This is a genomic window from Paenarthrobacter sp. 10L412 (assembly GCF_056395565.1).
The window spans coordinates 70,501-87,962 of sequence record NZ_JBFTJT010000017.1; the positions used below are offsets into that span (position 1 = coordinate 70,501).

The 17,462-nt window shown below is 63.6% G+C and carries 15 protein-coding genes; 9 read left to right on the plus strand and 6 right to left on the minus strand.

Going from position 1 to position 17,462, the window contains the following annotated elements:
• Positions 1-29: 29 nt before the first annotated feature.
• Positions 30-167, minus strand: a complete 138-nt coding sequence (locus tag AC1DD7_RS20840; protein WP_223946834.1) for a hypothetical protein — start codon at positions 165-167, stop codon at positions 30-32.
• Here AC1DD7_RS20840 and AC1DD7_RS20845 point away from each other — a divergent pair.
• From AC1DD7_RS20845 to gdhA, 3 genes are all read left to right on the plus strand, one after another.
• On the plus strand, positions 166-1,314 hold the full coding sequence (locus AC1DD7_RS20845; protein WP_477516421.1) for an acetoin utilization protein AcuC: 1,149 nt from the start codon (positions 166-168) through the stop codon (positions 1,312-1,314). The two genes, AC1DD7_RS20840 and AC1DD7_RS20845, sit on opposite strands and share 2 nt — an antisense overlap.
• Positions 1,315-1,381: 67 nt before the next feature.
• Positions 1,382-1,945, plus strand: coding sequence for an ArsR/SmtB family transcription factor (locus AC1DD7_RS20850; RefSeq protein ID WP_477516422.1), 564 nt, complete (start codon positions 1,382-1,384; stop codon positions 1,943-1,945).
• 218 nt (positions 1,946-2,163) lie between these two features.
• The gene (gene gdhA / locus AC1DD7_RS20855) at positions 2,164-3,501 is read left to right on the plus strand and encodes an NADP-specific glutamate dehydrogenase (RefSeq protein ID WP_477516423.1); all 1,338 of its coding nucleotides are present in this window, start codon (positions 2,164-2,166) and stop codon (positions 3,499-3,501) included.
• A gap of 83 nt (positions 3,502-3,584) precedes the next feature.
• Here gdhA and AC1DD7_RS20860 read toward each other — a convergent pair whose 3' ends face one another.
• Complete coding sequence (locus AC1DD7_RS20860) at positions 3,585-4,916, minus strand: alpha-hydroxy acid oxidase (RefSeq protein WP_477516424.1); 1,332 nt, start codon at positions 4,914-4,916, stop codon at positions 3,585-3,587.
• Between the two features lie 91 nt (positions 4,917-5,007).
• Here AC1DD7_RS20860 and AC1DD7_RS20865 point away from each other — a divergent pair, with 91 nt between their 5' ends.
• Positions 5,008-5,706 (plus strand): FadR/GntR family transcriptional regulator, encoded by a 699-nt coding sequence (locus tag AC1DD7_RS20865; RefSeq protein WP_477516425.1) that lies wholly within the window; start codon positions 5,008-5,010, stop codon positions 5,704-5,706.
• A 70-nt stretch (positions 5,707-5,776) separates the two neighbouring features.
• Here the strand turns inward: AC1DD7_RS20865 and AC1DD7_RS20870 are convergent, their stop codons facing one another.
• Positions 5,777-6,805 carry a LacI family DNA-binding transcriptional regulator gene (locus tag AC1DD7_RS20870; RefSeq protein WP_431116451.1) on the minus strand — a complete coding sequence of 343 codons (1,029 nt, stop codon included), beginning with the start codon at positions 6,803-6,805 and terminating at the stop codon, positions 5,777-5,779.
• A gap of 179 nt (positions 6,806-6,984) precedes the next feature.
• Between AC1DD7_RS20870 and AC1DD7_RS20875 the strand changes: the two genes are divergently transcribed.
• From AC1DD7_RS20875 to AC1DD7_RS20895, 5 genes are read left to right on the plus strand one after another with little or no spacing between them, the layout of a single operon-like run.
• Positions 6,985-8,406: a Gfo/Idh/MocA family protein gene (locus AC1DD7_RS20875; RefSeq protein WP_477516426.1), complete on the plus strand. Its 1,422-nt coding sequence runs from the start codon at positions 6,985-6,987 to the stop codon at positions 8,404-8,406.
• 28 nt (positions 8,407-8,434) lie between these two features.
• Complete coding sequence (locus tag AC1DD7_RS20880; protein WP_477516427.1) at positions 8,435-9,433, plus strand: NAD-dependent epimerase/dehydratase family protein; 999 nt, start codon at positions 8,435-8,437, stop codon at positions 9,431-9,433.
• The gene (locus AC1DD7_RS20885) at positions 9,430-10,335 is read left to right on the plus strand and encodes a 5-dehydro-4-deoxyglucarate dehydratase (protein WP_477516428.1); all 906 of its coding nucleotides are present in this window, start codon (positions 9,430-9,432) and stop codon (positions 10,333-10,335) included. The genes AC1DD7_RS20880 and AC1DD7_RS20885 overlap by 4 nt, the downstream gene beginning before the upstream one ends.
• Positions 10,335-11,468 (plus strand): mandelate racemase/muconate lactonizing enzyme family protein, encoded by a 1,134-nt coding sequence (locus AC1DD7_RS20890; protein WP_477516429.1) that lies wholly within the window; start codon positions 10,335-10,337, stop codon positions 11,466-11,468. The genes AC1DD7_RS20885 and AC1DD7_RS20890 overlap by 1 nt, the downstream gene beginning before the upstream one ends.
• The gene (locus tag AC1DD7_RS20895) at positions 11,449-12,900 is read left to right on the plus strand and encodes an aldehyde dehydrogenase (NADP(+)) (RefSeq protein WP_477516430.1); all 1,452 of its coding nucleotides are present in this window, start codon (positions 11,449-11,451) and stop codon (positions 12,898-12,900) included. The genes AC1DD7_RS20890 and AC1DD7_RS20895 overlap by 20 nt, the downstream gene beginning before the upstream one ends.
• A 159-nt stretch (positions 12,901-13,059) precedes the next feature.
• Here AC1DD7_RS20895 and AC1DD7_RS20900 read toward each other — a convergent pair whose 3' ends face one another.
• From AC1DD7_RS20900 to AC1DD7_RS20910, 3 genes are read right to left on the minus strand one after another with little or no spacing between them, the layout of a single operon-like run.
• Complete coding sequence (locus tag AC1DD7_RS20900) at positions 13,060-14,169, minus strand: M24 family metallopeptidase (protein ID WP_477516431.1); 1,110 nt, start codon at positions 14,167-14,169, stop codon at positions 13,060-13,062.
• Entirely contained in the window at positions 14,166-16,226 is a 2,061-nt protein-coding gene (locus AC1DD7_RS20905; RefSeq protein WP_477516432.1) for a DUF6807 family protein, read from the minus strand. Before AC1DD7_RS20905 ends, AC1DD7_RS20900 begins: the two co-directional genes overlap by 4 nt.
• Positions 16,223-17,443, minus strand: coding sequence for an acetylxylan esterase (locus AC1DD7_RS20910; protein WP_477516433.1), 1,221 nt, complete (start codon positions 17,441-17,443; stop codon positions 16,223-16,225). The genes AC1DD7_RS20905 and AC1DD7_RS20910 overlap by 4 nt, the downstream gene beginning before the upstream one ends.
• Positions 17,444-17,462 lie beyond the last annotated feature (19 nt).

A 17,462-nucleotide genomic window follows, 5' to 3' on the forward strand; every position in this document is an offset into this window, starting at 1 on the left:
TTGAACATGCTTTCCTGAGTAGTAAACCACTATTCCTGCGGCGTAACCGGGCGGTAGAGCCCCGCGGCCTCAGGTAGCCTGTTCTGGATGAACTCCAGGCTTGGAACAACTGCTTCCAGCATTACGCGGTCCGCACTGCCAACGACGGTGGTGTGGGATCCAGCCATGACTGCTTACAACTTTGGTCCCAGCCATCCTATGGCCCCGCAGCGGCTGGAGTTAACAGCGAGGCTCGCGGAATCCCTTGGTCTGTTCAACCACAGCCATGTGGCGGTGGAGGCGCCGGAGCTGGCCACCGACGTCGAACTTTGCTCGGTCCACAGCGCCGACTATGTGGAGGCCGTGCGCCGGGTCAGCGAGGATCCCAGTATGCCGGAGGAAGACCGCGGTCTTGGGACTGAGGATGATCCTGCGTTCGCCGGTATGCACGAGGCCAGCGCCCGGCTCGCCGGTGGTTCTTTGCTGGCGGCGGAATCGATCCTGTCCGGCAAAGCCATCCGCGCAGTAAATTTCAGTGGCGGAATGCACCATGCAGCACGTGACCGTGCCAGCGGTTTCTGCGTCTATAACGACGTCGCGATTGCCATCCAACGCCTTCTGGACGGCGGCGTGCAACGCGTCGTCAGCATCGACGTCGACGCGCACCACGGTGACGGAACGCAAAGCATTTTTTGGAATGACCCCCGCGTCATGACCATTTCCCTGCATGAGTCCGGCCTTACCCTCTTTCCGGGAACCGGTTTCGCCAATGAAACCGGCGGCCCGGATGCGCACGGCACGGTTGTCAACGTCGCGTTGCCGGCGTTCACCGGAGATGCCGCGTGGCTTCGCGCCTTCCACGCGGTGGTACCGCAGTTGGTTGGAGCCTTCAACCCCGAGGTGATTGTCAGCCAGCACGGCTGTGATTCGCACCGCCTGGATCCTTTGACGCACCTCAACCTCAGCGTGGACGGGCAGCGTGAGGCGGCCAGCGCCGTCGCCAGCCTCGCCGCCAGGTACTGCGATAACCGGTGGATCGCCACAGGCGGGGGCGGCTACGACGTTACGGGTGTTGTGCCGCGTGCCTGGAGCCATCTGATCGGGATGGTGACACAACGGCCGGTGCCGTTGAGCACCCCCGTGCCAGAAGCCTGGCGCAACTATGTCAGGGAGGCTTACGGCGTGTGGGCTCCGGAGTCGATGAGCGATGACGTGGATGTCTGGTGGCGTTCCTGGGAAGTTGGCTACGACCCCGCCGACGAGGTGGACCGGACGGTCATTGCCACGCGCAAGGAGATCTTCCCTTTGTACGGGCTCGATCCCTGGTTCGACTGATTGACGGGGGCCGTCGCGGCGCGAAACAGGGATGCCATTTGGCGTATATGTCGCTAGGGTGGGAGGCATGGTGACTGACGACGTATTTGCCGTCATAGCTGAGGCAACCAGACGCGACATCCTGGTTTCACTCCGCTCTGGGGATAAAGCTGTAGGCGAACTGGTGGAAGAACTGGCTGCAAGCCAGCCCACTATCTCCAAGCATCTGAAGGTGCTCCGCGAGGCTGACCTCGTCAGCATGCGCGCCCAGGGACAGAAGCGCTACTACGCGTTGAACCCGAAACCGCTGGCCGGCGTAGCTACGTGGCTGGAAACGTTCGACGTCGGACCCTCGGCTACCCCCGCCGTCGGACCTTCCGTGGAAGCAGCCCCTCAAACGGTGGCTTCCGCTGAAGCGGCTTCGGTTGTGGAACCCACGGTGCCGGATCTCGTTGCAACTCGTGCAGACGCCGTCAGCAAGGCCGTAAAAGTCCACTCAGATGCGATGCCCGTCTCGCTGGACCCGGCATCGGACGATACCGTCCCGCAGCAGATCGGCCGGACTGTTGGCCGTGCTGCCACTAAGGCAGCGGATCTGCTGGCCAACCTCCCGAACCTTCCCAACCTCCCGAAATTCGGTCGCAAGCGCTAGAGCGCTATATCCAGAGCAATCCAACGTGATCTCCAACACGTTGTGAGGGTTCGTTAAGGTGCGTTTTCCTTGGATTTTCGGGGTTTTTCTACAGTTGTATTAACTCCAAGTGGAGGGTCACAATCCCATCGGATGGAGATCCTACCTCCGTTGGTGCAACCATGAGCGGGACTGAATCGTCTCGCCGCCGGTTGGCGCACTGAGGGATAGGAAGACGCATGGATTCGAGGCTCGAAGCTGTCAGGAACACCGTGTTGGCGCGGAATCCGGGCGAGAAGGAGTTCCACCAGGCTGTCACCGAAGTCTTCGAAAGCCTGGGTCCGGTTCACGATCGGCACCCCGAATTCCTGGAAGGCGCCGTGCTGGAGCGTCTCTGCGAACCTGAACGGCAGATCATCTTCCGCGTACCGTGGACCGACGACTCTGGCCGCGTCCACGTAAACAGGGGTTTTCGGGTGGAGTTCAACTCGGCGCTCGGCCCCTACAAAGGTGGACTCCGGTTCCACCCCTCCGTCTACCTGGGAATCATCAAGTTTCTCGGCTTTGAGCAGATCTTCAAAAATGCCCTCACAGGCATGCCGATCGGCGGTGGCAAGGGCGGTTCCGACTTCGATCCCCGCGGACGCACGGATGCCGAGATCATGCGGTTCTGCCAGTCGTTCATGACCGAGCTGTACCGGCATATCGGTGAGTACACCGATGTTCCTGCCGGTGACATAGGCGTTGGCGGGCGCGAGATCGGCTTCCTCTTCGGCCAGTACAAGCGCATCACCAACCGCTACGAATCCGGAGTGCTCACCGGCAAAGGGATTTCCTGGGGTGGTTCGTTGGTCCGGCCGGAAGCCACCGGCTATGGCACGGTGATCTTTGCCCAGGAGATGCTCAAGTCCCGTGGCACTTCCTTTGACGGCCAGCGTGTTGTGGTGTCCGGTTCCGGAAATGTAGCCATCAATGCGATTGCCAAAGCGCAGTCGCTCGGTGCAAGTGTGGTGGCCTGTTCCGACTCGGGCGGTTACATCGTGGACGAAGGAGGAATCGACGTCGGGCTTTTGCGTGACATCAAGGAAGTGGAACGCGCCCGGCTGACGGAATACGCGCTTCGACGTCCTGGATCCAGCCACGTAGCGGGCGGCTCGGTGTGGGACGTTAACGGCACGGTCGCGCTGCCTTGCGCCACCCAAAACGAGCTCGACGGCGATGCTGCCGCCAAGTTGGTCAGCAACGGCCTGATCGCGGTGGCCGAGGGAGCCAACATGCCGTCCACGCGTTCGGCAGTGTCAGTGTTTCAGGAGGCGGGCATTCTGTTCGGCCCGGGTAAAGCCGCCAACGCCGGGGGTGTTGCTACGTCCGCGCTGGAAATGCAGCAGAACGCCAGCCGTGATTCGTGGTCATTCGAGCACACGGAACAGCGGCTTACCGAGATCATGGTGGGCATCCACGACCGCTGTGCTGCAACCGCGGACGAGTATGGTTCGCCTGGTAACTATGTGCTGGGCGCCAACATCGGCGGCTTCGTCAAGGTAGCCGACGCGATGCTGGCTCAAGGCCTGATCTAGCGCCGTCCTTGCCCAACTGGGTAGCAGATAAGGCCGTTCTGAGCGCTCAAAACGGCCTTATCTGCTACTTACTTGGGCGGGCGCTAGTGCTGAAGCAACCGCACGTGGTCCGGGTTCAAGTCCGCCACCTTGCTGACGCCCAGCAGTGCCATGGTGCGGGTCATGTCCTTCTCGAGGATCTGAATGGTGCGGTCCACGCCTTCGCGTCCGCCGGCCATGAGTCCGTAGAGGTAGGCCCGGCCAATCAGGGCAAAGTCTGCGCCCAAGGCCAAGGCTGCCACGATGTCGGCGCCGCTCATGATGCCCGTGTCCAGCATGACGGCGGCCTTGCTGTTGTCAGCCTTAAGCGCCGAAGTGACCTCGGGAAGCAGGTGGAACGGGATGGGTGCGCGGTCCAGTTGGCGGCCACCATGGTTGGACAGGACGATGCCATCAGCGCCGTGGTCCACCACCTTACGGGCATCTTCAACGGTCTGGATGCCCTTGACCACGAGCTTGCCCTTCCAGGTTTCACGCAGCCAGTCGAGGTCGTCATAAGTCAGCGTGGGGTCGAACATCGAGTTGATGAGGTCCGCCACCGTGCCGGTGTAGCGGGAGAGCGACGCGAAGGTCAGCGGTTCATGGGTCAGGAAGTTGAACCACCATGCGGGTCGGTAGGACGCATCGAGGACGGTCTTGAGCGTCAGCGCCGGCGGGATGGTCATGCCGTTACGGACATCCCTCAACCGAGCCCCGGCTACAGCGGTATCGACGGTCACCATGAGGGTATCGTTGCCTGCTTTTGCTGCACGCTCAATCAACTCCAGAGAGCGGTCGCGATCGGTCCACAGGTACAGCTGGAACCAGTTGCGGCCGTTCGGAGCCGCCGTAGCAACGTCCTCGATCGAAGCAGTGCCCATGGTTGACAGCGTGTAGGGGATGCCTGCGGCTTCCGCCGCCTGGGAGCCGGCGTATTCGCCCTCGGACTGCATCATTCGGGTGAATCCGGTGGGGGCGATGCCGAACGGGAGACGTGACTCCTTCCCCAAAATGTCCGTGCGGAGGTCAATCTTGGAGACGTCGCGAAGGATCCCCGGGCGGAATTCGATGTCCTGGAACGCCTGGCGAGCCCGGCGCAGGGTGATTTCTTCCTCCGCGGCCCCGTCTGTGTAGTCGAAGGGTGCCTGCGGCGTGCGACGCTTGGCGATGTCGCGCAGTTCCCAGATAGTGCTGGCGCGCTTGAGGCGGGCGGCCTTGCTGAATTCGGGCTTCTTGAACTGCATCAATGGAGCCAGATCGGACACCTTGGGTATGCGCCGCTTCAGTGCCGGAGGTTGCACGACGGCGGGCGTCGGCTGGGGCGGGCGGCTGACGGTTTCGTCGCTGCCGGCATTGGCCGGGGCGGCTGTGAGCTTCGGATCGAGGGTGTCGGTCATGCGGTTCTCCCTTGAAATTCTGTGGTCCTACCACTGTGGTCTAACCACACTGTAAGCCATGTGGTTGGACCACATCAACTAGTATTCCCGTATGCGTACCCACGAACTAGTCCTGCAGTGGATAGAAAAGCAGCTATCCGACGGCGACCTCGCCCTCGGCGGTCGCCTCCCCGGAGAACGGGCCATGGCCGAGCAGCTGCAGGTATCCAGGACGTCTGTGCGGGAGGCCGTGCGGATCCTTGAAGCAATGGGTGTTGTGCGCGCGGGAGTTGGCTCGGGCAAGGATGCGGGAACTGTAGTGATCGCCGAGCCCGGCTCTGCACTGGGCTCCACGCTCCGCCTCCACGTGGCAACCCGCCACCTTCCCGTGGCTGACATCGTAGAGACGCGGGTGCTGCTCGAATCCTGGGCGGCCGCGCGGGCCAAGGTTGGCGCCCCGGCCCTTGATGAGGCGGCGGGGCTGCTCGAGCAAATGGACAACAGCACGGACATCGAGACGTTCCTGGCACTCGACGCCCGGTTCCATGTGGCTCTGGCGCAGGCTGCCGGGAATACCGTGGTCAGTGCCATGATGGCGTCACTGCGTGGCGCCATTGAAAACTACGCCGGGAAACTCACCGGAAACCTGCCTGACTGGAAGGCCACCTCAGACAGGCTTCGAGCGGAACACCACGCGATTCTGGCAGCCGTCAACGCGAACGACGGCGGCCGGGCGGCAGATCTTGTGGCGGCCCACATCCAGGGCTTCTACAAAGAGGCCGGAGTGGGCTCGCAGACTTCCGGTGAATAGAGCAACGCGGGGTCACTTGTGGCCCATGTTGGACTTCCGGATGGGCCACAAGTGACCCCGCGTTGCATTTCTAGGCGGGCTTCAAGGCCGGGGCCGCGGTGCTCTTGCGGATTTCCATCCGCGGCGAGAACTCATCCTGGGCTTGCGTGGTGGATTCTCCTGCTTGCTGGATCTGCTCACGCATCCTGCGCCAGGCCAGGCTCCCCAGTTCATTGATGGGAACGGCGGCGGTGGTCAGCGGGGGAGTGGTGTACTTGGCGAACGGGATGTCATCAAACCCCGTTACCGAGATGTCCTCGGGAACCCGCACTCCGTGCTCGTGCAGGCCGCTGAGCAAACCCATGGCGACGAGGTCGTTGAAGGCAAGGATGCCCGTTGCGCCACTGGCGATGATGGCCTCGGTGGATTCATGGCCGGAGTCGAAGTTGGACCCGCCGTGGAGCATTTGGAGTTCAATCTCCGGGTGCTCTTTCCGGAATTTTTCCAGGCCAACCAAGCGCTGGCGGTTGGATGCGCTGTGCTCCGGGCCGGAGAGGAAGGCCAGCCTCCGGTGACCCAGGCCCACCAGGTGCTGGGCGAGTTCCTGGATGCCTTGGCCGTAGTCCACGCTGAGGCTTGGAGTGTTGGTGGCCACCGTGGTGCGGTTGATGAGTACCAGCGGATGCAGGGTAGGTGCCAGCTCTTCCAGTTCGGCATCGCCCATGCGGGGTGCGCAGAGCACCACTCCATCGCAGCGGCGACGGGCTTCTCCGGCAAGGATTGCTTCCTCGCTGGTTACTTCGGATGAATCCGCGATCAGGACGCGATACCCGTCCTGGGCTGCTGCAATACTCAGTCCGCGAAGGATGGCCTGGAAGGTTGGGTTGGCCAGGTCCGGGACAACAATGCCGATGGTGTCGGTCTTGCCCAGTGCCAGGCTTCGTCCCACGGGGTTGGGTTGGTATTTGAGCTCGGCCGCTGCAGCCCTGACGCGGGCAGCTATCCCAGGATCCACGGCGGCGTTACCGTTCATGACGCGGGACACTGTGGCGTGCGAGACGCCTGCCTTCTCCGCGACATCGGCAATGCCAATCCGCCGATTGGTGTTCCTCCGTGCCATGTTGCCCCTTCCGGTTGGCTGTCCGCGTGCCGCCCCTGCGTTGGGGCAATGGTTGACGGAACCGCCAGAGTCTTGATACAAAGCTTATAACGCTCTGAGAAAACGCTTTCTCATGATTCTTCCCAGATCACGCCGGGCCGTCAAGCGGTTCACTCCTGCCTTTTGAAAGGGGCATTCCCATGGTCAACGTCGACACCGCCGAGACCCAGTCACCCGCGCCGGACACGTCCGCGTCCGCCGCCGGAAGCACTGCCCGTCATCGGACCCGCATTGCCCTTATCGGGACCGGGGGCCGCTCCGAAATGTACATTCGCGCGATCTATGGACAGCACGCCGAGGTGGCTGACCTCGTCGCTTTGTCGGACGTGAACCAAGGCCGGGCGGAGTTCTACCAGGAACTCATCAAGGAACTCGGCGGAACAGAGTCGGTGGCGTTCTTCGAGCCAGCAAAACTGACGGACTTCATCAAGGCCAACGGCATCGAGCGCGTCATTGTCACGACCCCGGACTACACCCACGCGGACTACATCGTCGAAGCGCTCGAGGCCGGTGCCGACGTCGTGGTTGAGAAGCCCCTGACCATTGATGTTGAGGGTTGCCGCCGCATTACCACTGCTGTGGCAGAAACCGGACGAAACGTCGTAGTCACCTTCAACTACCGTTACTCGCCGCGCAACACCGCGCTCAAGGAGATCATCCAGAACGGCGTGATCGGCAAGGTCACGTCCATCGACTTCACCTGGGTGTTGGACACCGTGCACGGCGCTGACTACTTCCGCCGCTGGCACCGTGAGAAGAAGAACTCCGGTGGCCTGCTCATCCACAAGGCCTCGCACCACTTTGACCTCGTCAACTGGTGGATCAATGACGTCCCCGAGCGCGTTTTCGCCTCCGGGGGGCTCCGCTTCTACGGCGACAAGAATGCTGCCGAGCGCGGTCTGGGTGCCCGCCCGGAACGCGGCACCGTTGATGGCCTCGCGCGTGATCCGTTCCGCCTGGACATGCGGGAGGACGAACGCCTGAAGGCACTGTACTACGACAATGAAAAGTTCGACGGCTACCTGCGCGACCAGGACGTCTTCACTGAAGGCATCACGATCGAGGACAACCTGGCCCTCGTGGTGGACTACCAAGGCGGCCCCACGCTGAGCTACTCGCTGAACGCCCACAGCCCGTGGGAAGGCTACAGGGTCAGCGTTAACGGCACTGAGGGTCGGGCCGAACTCGAGGTTGTTGAGCGCGCAGCGGTCCAATTCAGCACGGACAAGAAGACTGTGGTGGACCCCAGCGCGACGCCTATCGAGGAAGAAGACGCCGTTCGACGAAACGGGGAGCGTCTGGTGGTCCAGCGTCATTGGGAGGCGGCCTACGAAGTCCCGATCGTCAACGGGGAGGGGGGCCACGGAGGCGGCGACAACCTGCTGCTCTCGGACCTCTTCAACGGACCGGGCGTAGACCCCCTCGGCCGCCCGTCGGGGTACATCGACGGCCTCCGTTCCGTCTCAGTCGGCATCGCCGGCAACCAGTCCCTGGATACCGAACTCCCCGTCCGCATCAGCGAACTTGGCCTTGGCGTCGATCTCAGCCGCGGCCAGGCATAACGGCCCAACACCACACAAGGACAACACCATGAGCAGGATTTTCGTCACCGGCGGTTCCGGTCGGCTCGGCCGCAGCGTCGTTGCCGGCCTTGCACAGGCTGGCCACGAGGTGGTCTCGGTTGATCGCGACGCCATCCCGGCGGAGCAGTTGCCCACTGGCGCAGTGCAGCACACGGCGGACCTTTTGGCCCCGGGAGAAGCGGAGCGGCTCCTCCGGGAAACAAACCCCGACGCCGTCATCCACCTCGCTGCTATCGCAGTACCTTTCAGCGCGCCTGAGGAAGTCATCTTCAGTACCAATACCCGGCTCGCCTATGCGGTGATCAGTGCAGCCACTGACGCGGGTATTCCGAAGATTATTACGGCAAGCAGCCCCACCGCCCTGGGCTACGGCTCACCCGCCGGTTGGCTGCCGCCGTCGTTCCCCTTGGACGAGCAGACGCCGCCCAAACCCTGGAATGCCTACGCATTTTCCAAGCTGATCGCCGAACAAACAGTGCAGATGTTTGCCGCGGCGCAAGGCAACAAGATCCGGTACGCGGCATTCCGGCCCTGCTTTGTCATCTCCCCGGAAGAGTGGCAGGGCGCGCTCACTCAGCAGGGACACACTGTGCGCGAACGCCTTGCCGATCCGGCTCTTTCAGCCCCCGCGCTGTTCAACTACGTTGACGCCCGCGACGTAGCAGATTTCCTGGACGTTCTGTTGGAAAAGATGGACGCCATCCCCAACGGCCAGGTCTTCTTCGTCGGAGCCAAGGATGCCTTGGCCACTTCCCCTCTCGCTGAGCTGTTCCCGCGTTTCCTGCCCGGCAGCGCGCCTCTCACCGAACACCTGACCGGCACCAGCCCGGCGTTCTCCGTGGGGAAAGCGCGTGAGCTACTTGGCTGGGAGCCCAAGCGCAGCTGGCGTAGAGAACTTACGCCGCGCTACGAAGGCGCAGATTCAGCAGCATCAGACCAAGCACTACTCGACGACGAGAACCACGCCGGCCTGGTCCCGGCGGGAGCAACCAAGGAGACACCATGAACTTCGACGGCGTACTGTTTTTCCCCGTCACACCCTTTGCCGAAGACGGCTCGGTGGACGTAGCCCTCCTGAAGGAGCACATCACGTCGCGCCTTCCTTTCGGACCCGGAGGTGTGTTCCCCGCGTGCGGCACGGGTGAATTCCATGCCCTCTCCCTGGAGGAAATCCGGACCGTGGTGACTGCCGCCGTCGAAGCTGTTGCCGGAGCTGTCCCGGTAGTCGCAGGCGCCGGCGGCCCCCTGGGCCACGCCATTGCAGCCGCCAAGGTTGCCGAGGAGGCAGGCGCCGATGCCCTCCTGGTTCTCCCGCCGTACCTCGTTACGGGGCCAACAGACGGCGTCGTTGCGTACGTCGAGGCCATCGCCGCCGCCAGTAGCCTGCCAGTAATCGTTTATCACCGGGGCACGGCCAAGTTCACTGCCGCAGCCATGACCCGTCTCACGGCGAACCCCAAAGTCATCGGCTTCAAAGATGGGATCGGGGACGTCGGCCTGGCGCAGGAAATAGTATCCGCCATCAACGCCAGCGGCCGAACCGACTTCGCCCTATTCAACGGACTCCTCACGGCCGAGCTGACTCAGGGCGCTTACCGTGGCCTGGGGATCCCGCTGTACTCCTCGGCCGCCTTTGCCATGGCTCCGGAGATCGCGAAGGCCTACTACGACGCATACGTCTCTGGTGACGAAGACCGCCGGAACGCACTGCTTGAAGGCTTCTATGCTCCCCTTGTGAGACTTCGTGACCAGACTCCCGGCTTCGGCGTTTCGCTCATCAAGGCGGGCCTGCGCTTGGCTGGATTGCCGGTAGGCCCTGTACGGCCGCCGCTGGTGGACCCCACAGACGAACAACTGTTGGAGCTCAAATCGATCCTGGCCAAGGGCCACGAGTTGGCGCTCAGCTGATGACAGCGCGCATTACCGGCCTCACCACGCGTTTGATCACGGTTCCGTTGCTGCGCAGCTGGGGTGCCGAAGCTCCCGAGAACCATGTGATCGTCACCGAACTGACCACTGACGACGGCGGCGTGGGCCACGGTTTCTCGTGGACACCTACCATTGGTCCCCAAGCAGTTAAAGCCCTCCTGGACCACGACATTGCCCCCTTCATCCTTGGTCTGGAGCCGAATCCCGAAGTGGTGTGGGACCAGCTCTGGAAGCGTCTGCACGAGGCAGGTGGGGGAGGCCTGACAACTATCGCCATGGCCGGTGTGGACCTCGCGCTGTGGGACCTCAAGGCCCGCCAGGCCCGCACGTCAGTCACCGCTCTCCTGGGTCAACGCCAGGAATCAGTGGAGGTCTATGGCTCGGGCGTGAACCTGCACTACTCCTTGGAACAACTCGTGGAGCAGGCACAGCGCTGGGTTGCCGCTGGTCATAAGGCTGTGAAGATCAAGGTGGGAAAGCCTGAGCTACGCGAGGATGCTGAACGGGTTGCCGCAGTCCGGCAGGTCATTGGCCCGGACCGCCTGCTCATGATCGATGCCAACCAACGCTGGGACCTGGCGCACACCTTCCGTGCTTTGGATGTTTTGGGGGAGTACGGACTGGAATGGCTGGAAGAACCAATCCGTGCTGACGATCTCTGGGCATACCGGCGCCTGCGTAAACATTCTCCGGTGCCTATCGCGCTTGGCGAGAACGTCCACACCATCTACCGTTTCCGCGACTTCATCGAAGCCGAAGCCGTGGACATCATCCAACCCAATATTGTCCGTGTGGGAGGTATTACGCCGTTCCTCAGAATCGTTGAGTTGGCCCGCGCGAACAGCATCAGGGTGGCTCCGCACCTGCTTCCGGAGCTTTCCGGACAGTTGGCGCTCACCTTGGCTGAGGCCGTGAGCGTGGAAGAAGTGGAAGACGCTTCCTTCGAGCAGCTCGGTATCCTCGCCGAGCCCTCTCCCATCCGAATCCGCAACAGCAGGCTCAGTTCCGTGGGCCGCCCAGGCCTTGGCTTCGAGTTTGCCGCGAAGCCGAACACACGTGAGAGCTCCGCCCCTGAGAGTAAAGGAAACCACATTGAGTACAGCAACTCTTGACCTGACCGCGGTGACGGCCGCTGCCGCCGCAGCCTTCAAGGTGACCGCCGCAGCGTCCGACGCCGAGCGCGCAACCTGGCTGACCGCCGTCGCCGACGCCTTGGACGCCAACGTGACGGAACTGGTGGCCATAGCTGACTCCGAAACCAGCCTTGGCACGGTTCGGCTCACCGGTGAGGTGGCCCGGACCAGCGGCCAACTCCGGCTGTTCGCGAGGGTGATCACCGAGGGCTCGTACCTTGAAGCCGTCATCGATCACGCGGACCCTGCCGCCACCCCGCCCAAGCCCGACTTGCGCCGCATCCTGCGTCCGATTGGACCGGTAGCCGTGTTCTCGGCGTCGAACTTCCCGTTCGCGTTCTCGGTGGCCGGTGGCGACACCGCATCGGCGCTGGCTGTCGGTTGCCCGGTGATCGTCAAAGCACATTCCGGCCACCTCCGCCTGTCCGAGCGAACCGCCGAGATCGTGACAGAAGCCCTGGCCAATGCCGGCGCTCCGGACGGCATCTTCGCCCTCGTGAGCGGACGCGAGGCCGGTACCGCCTTGGTGCAGGATCCCGCCATCAAGGCCGTGGGCTTTACCGGTTCCATCCCCGGCGGACGCGCACTGTTCGACCTCGCAACGTCCCGCCCGGAGCCGATCCCCTTCTATGGCGAACTCGGCAGCCTGAACCCGGTGGTCATCACTGATGGTGCTCTGGCCGATCGCGCTAAAGACCTTGCTGCTGGCCTGGCTGGTTCCTTCACCCAGGGAGCGGGGCAGTTCTGCACCAAGCCCGGACTCGTTTTCATCCCCGCGGGCACCGACTTCGCCGCCCAGGTGGCAGAGGCGAGCAAGGACAAGCCGACCGCGGCCATGCTGACTGAGCGGATCGCGGAGGCCTACCCTTACGGCCTGCGCAGCGTCGCGGAGCAGCCGGGTGTCGCTGTGGTGAGTGGCACGGTGGATCAGGACAGCCTGGCCGACGGCGCAGCTCCGGTGGTGTTCTCTACGAGCGCCGCCAACGTGCTGGAACGGCCTGATGAGTTGCTGGAAGAGTGCTTCGGCCCCACCACGCTCCTCATTGAGTACGCCAATGACGAAGAGCTGTCCCAAGCACTTGCCAAGGTTCCAGGCAGCCTCACCGGCACAGTCCACGCGCAGCCAGGTGAGGACGTTTCAGCGCTAGTGGAGCAGCTGAGCGAGCTCGCAGGCCGGGTCCTGTTTGACGGTTGGCCCACTGGCGTTGCCGTGAATTGGTCACAGCAGCATGGAGGGCCATATCCGGCTACTACATCGCTGTTCACGTCAGTGGGCGCCACCGCGGTCCGCCGCTTCCAGCGTCCGGTGGCTTACCAGGACGCTCCGGACAACATCCTGCACCCGGCCCTGCGCGAGGCGAACCCGTTGGGCATCCCTCGGCGGGTGGACGGCGTACTAACGCTCAGCTAACTCACCTACAGCGCACCCAACTATGTAGCAGTCAAGCGCGTTCTGAGCCCTCAAAACGCGCTTAACTGCGACCTACTTGGGTAAGGGCAGATGAAACGGGCGGGGTCACCATCGCGGTGACTCCGCCCCTTTCGCGTTGGTTCGAGCTGGACGAAGGCGCTACGGCCGCAGGGTGATCGGACGACGGCGGCCGTCCACTTCGGTGGTTGGCCAACGGTCGTCAGTGGTCAGGACGCGCAGGCCGGAATCCGTGAGCAGCACGGTGTCTTCGATTTTCACGCCCGGTCCGGAGGGGTTCCAGGTGAACGGCTGGTCGAGCACCACCGTGTCCGTCACGTCCGCGGTGACCCGCGGATCACGGCCCGCGTACCCCGCAGGACCACCCTGGTGATGCAGTGTCCATTGCTCGGGACCAAAACCGTGACGCACGTAGGCATCCTGGATACCAGCGAAGACCTCATTGAGCTTGGCACCCGGCACGGTGGCCCGGAAAATGTCCGCTTCAACTGCTGCGATGCGGGCTTCGGCGTCGAGCTCCTGTGGAGTACCGGCGTCGAACGCTACCCAACGGGTCACGTTGGCCACCAAGCCATGACGGCGGGCGCAGACCACGGCCATGGCCCTGCGTCCGATGGGGGCATGCGTTGCCAGCGGGTGGCGGAAACCGCTCCGGGCAGCCCCGCTGCACAGCAGGACAAGCGGCTCGGCCCCCGCTGCCACAATCCGCGCGGCCAGCTCGGAGACGAGCTCAAATTCTGTAGTTTCGGGCGTCGCTGCCGTGAGGACGTCGGTCATCGCGCAGGCTGCGTCTGCGGACAATTGGGCATAGCGGGCTGTTTCTGCAGGCAGGAGTTGTTGTCGTGCTGCCCGTAGTTCCGCCACGACAGCGGCTTCCAGCAGCGGGTTTCCGTCCTCGGCCAGCGCGGCCGCAGAGGCATGCAGTTGACCGTGCCACGGAATGCTGTGCAGGTTGACGTCCTCCGGCAGCTCCTCGGCCTCGATCCGGCCGGCTTCGTTGTTGAACGTGACTAAGTGATCCCCGGAGCGGTCCACCAGGAGGGCGGCTATGGGGTCGCCGGCCAGACTGATATGAACCCGACTACCGTCCAGGTACCAGGTGAGCGCCGTGTTGCTGGTGAGCAGAAGCGAGTCGCGGCCCGAATGGTCCAGGATGTCCAAGATCCGGCGGCGTTTCACCACACGGTCGGCGACGTTGCCGGGCGCAGTGACGGCAGTCAGAGCGGGCGTTAATTGAATCGGAGCGGTCATGCTGGGTCCCCCTGGGTTGAAATGAGCTGTTCAATGTCTTGAGTGGCTAGGAAGCCATCAGCGATGAGCACCCTGACGGTGCGATGCACAGGGCGGCCAGGTTCTGCGGCCACCGGCGACTCCCACGCCAAGGACAGCCCCACACCCGGATAGCCCGAGTGCCGAACGAACCAGGGGTCCGGTGCTTGGGGGGATGCCAGGAATACGAGCGTGGCCGGATGGCCCAAGCCCGGATCGCCCGCACCATGGCCGCCGCCTGTTCCGGCGTCGAAAGTTCCTGACCAAGCCAGCCAAGGCGCGACGCTGCCATGGACGGCATCTTCGCCACGCGAATCAGGTGTCCAGATGGTCGCGTCACTGACCCTCGGCAGGCGCCAGAAGAAGCCGCCGTAACCGCCCTCCGACCGTCCGTTGGAACCTGGGCTGCCCAGCAGCACCGGGCGTCCCGTGGCGGATTCGAGGGTGAAGTCCAGCGTCAGTTGCCAGGCAGAATTCCCGACGGCGGCCCAGCGCCACTCGCGCTGTTCGCGGAGGACAGGGGTGCCGTCAGGGCCCACCCAGCTCAACAGCTCGTGCCGCTGTCCATTCTTATGCTCCCCGGACTTAAGAACTATGCGGCCGTGGTCCTTGCGCCAGACGTAAGCTCCGGCGTCGTGGGTGTAGGTCCGGCCACCCCAGAAATTGATACGGTCGACGTCCTGGATGGCGACGCCAGCTCCAAGGTGCCACACATGGTCCTCCGGGATGTGGTCACTTACGACCGTGCCGGCAAGGGTTCGGACGGGGTGGAGGTATGGACGGGGCGAGGAGGTTGGCCGGATGCGCGAGCCGTCCTGCACCGTGGCGACGGCTATGCCGTTGACCTTCAGCTCTGGCGTGGCCGCGCCAGCGGTACTCGCCGCCCACGGCGCCCCGAGTTCCGCGAAGGTTGTTTGCCCCAGGGTGGCGCGGCGGATCCACGATTCGATGTCCTGCACCACGGCATGGGCGTCCTCGCCTTCTCCCAGCCATGTCACATGGTCCGGATGAATGAGCCGGGGCGCGTCCGAGGTTCGGACCGCTTCCAGCACGGACATGTAGGCGCCGGCTGCACTCAAGGGGCTGAGCAGATCCTGTTCGGTCCGTGCTGACAGGAGGTTTTCCAACAGGTCCGTCCGCCCGAAAGTCTCATTCCGGATCCCGTCCGGAGTGGTGACTTCCACACTGTCTTCCGTGTAGGAAAGCGTGATCTGCCCGAGCGTGCCGTAGATGGTCACCGATGGCGCTGACTGCACGGGAGCGCACAACGTCAGGGCGCAGGTCAACACTGTGCCAGTCGCGGTCCGGACCCTGATGACGGAGGTGTCATCGCTTTCGGTGTCATTCGCCCGGTAAAGGTCGGTTTCGACCAATTCGACGTCGGCAAGGGTCCTGGCACCTGCGAGTCGCAGCCCAGTAGCCACCGCGTGCGCCAAGGCGTTCGTCGCGACGCCGTCCACCACATCCGTACCGTCCAGGCTTCGCTTACCGGCCCAGCGGGAGCGCTTGAAGTACCCCTTGGTCCGGAGCCATTGGCCGGTGGCGCTGATGCCGCGGACCTCGCCGATTTCACCCGAGGCCACAAGCTTTTCAATGGCGGGAAGGGCGTGCGAACCAAGGCTCTGGAAACCGACTTGAACCAGCCGCCCGGCGCTCGCCGCCGCGGCGAGGACGCTTTCGTACTGCGCCATGGAAGCCACGGGAGGCTTTTCGAGGTAAACGTCAGCGCCTGCCCCGAGCGCTGTGAGGGCCAGCGGGGCGTGGGTTTGGATGGGAGTGGAAATGATGACGACGTCGGGGGCTCTTCCCGCAGCCAGCAGCTCCTCCAAGGAACTGTAGACGCCCACCTCAGGAGGCAACTGGCCCGGGGCCGGCGGCAGTGGATCTGCAACAGCTACAAGTTCAAGCATTCCGGCAGAACCGAGCCGACGGAGGTTTTCAAGGTGTCGTTCGCCGAATCCGTGCACGCCAACGAGTGCTACCCGGGGGAGGTTGTGAAGGGCCACGCTGGTGCGGGCGGCCGTTGAGGGCAGAGTCATAGTGCCGTCCTAGCGGGATCAGTGGTGGAGAAAGCATGGGTTTCATTGGCCTGGAGGTTGGAGGAGAGAAAAGCTGCCGCCTCTTCCTGCATGGCGGTGGAAAAAACATGGGGCCCGGGCCAAAAGCTGCCTTTGTACCGCGCAGCCGGCATCCGCTGCGAAAGGTGGGCATCGGCGTCGCGCATTCCTCCTTCCGGAAACAGCTGATCGGCCAGTGCGTACTGGACCAAGACAGCGCCGGCAGTTGAACGCACCACCAGATCGGGCCAATCCCCCAGCTTTGACAGACCAGGGGAGTGGAGCAACCAGGAATGCGCATCGAGGTAGGCGGGGAGGAGGGACGCGAAGGTGGTCATCATGCACGTGACCACATAGCTGCGGATCAGGGGACTGAGGGCGGCGAGCACCATGGCCCGGCCGCCTCCGCCTGAAAATCCGGTGCATCCCAGGCGTTCCGGATCGACTCCGGGAAGGGACGCCAGGATGCCCAGCGCCGCGAGGTCGTCATGCGCGACCGTCCCGGCGATGCTGGTGCCAAGGAGCGTTGCGGCTTTCGCCACGGTTTCTTCATGATCGGCCGCCGCTGCGTTGTAAAGATCCGCCGTGGAAGGTTCGACGCCGGCCTCCCGCCACAGTGCCTGCTGGCGGTTGACCGCCGGTTCCGTCCGCCAAGGCTGGGTTTCCAAGCCGAAGCCGCGACTGCCCCACATGAAGGCGTCGTGTGCCAGGACGGCGAAACCCTGCTGGGCAAGCCACGTAGCCACGGGCCGCCCACCGTACAGCTTTTCCCGCAACTGGACCGGCACGGGACCGAAGCCCGCAGCATCGTTGGCGCTGGCGTCGTACTCTTCGTCCCTTGGAAGTAAGACCAGCCGCTCCGCGCCATGGGATTTGATCCCGCCATGGCAGTGAAGAGCCAGTATCCCGGGCAGGGGGCCTATGGAGCCGGCTGGCCGCACGAACCAAGCCGAGGTCCTTGGCCCGAATCCAAGCTGCCAGGACAGGCGGGAGGTGATGACGCCGTCGTGCTCTGTTTCGGTGTCCACCCTGTATTCAGGAACCGGCGCAGGGGCAGGGACCCCAAGCGCGTCCGCAAGCTGCTGGGCGCTTGGAGAGGCTGCCGCGAAGTGATGCTGGGCGGCGTAAGCGGGCCAATCCTCGTAGCGGCCAAGAGCGCTGGGACGAGTGGGCATTCGTGCCGTGTCAGCAGTGGTCATGGCAGTCGCCGTACTTGGG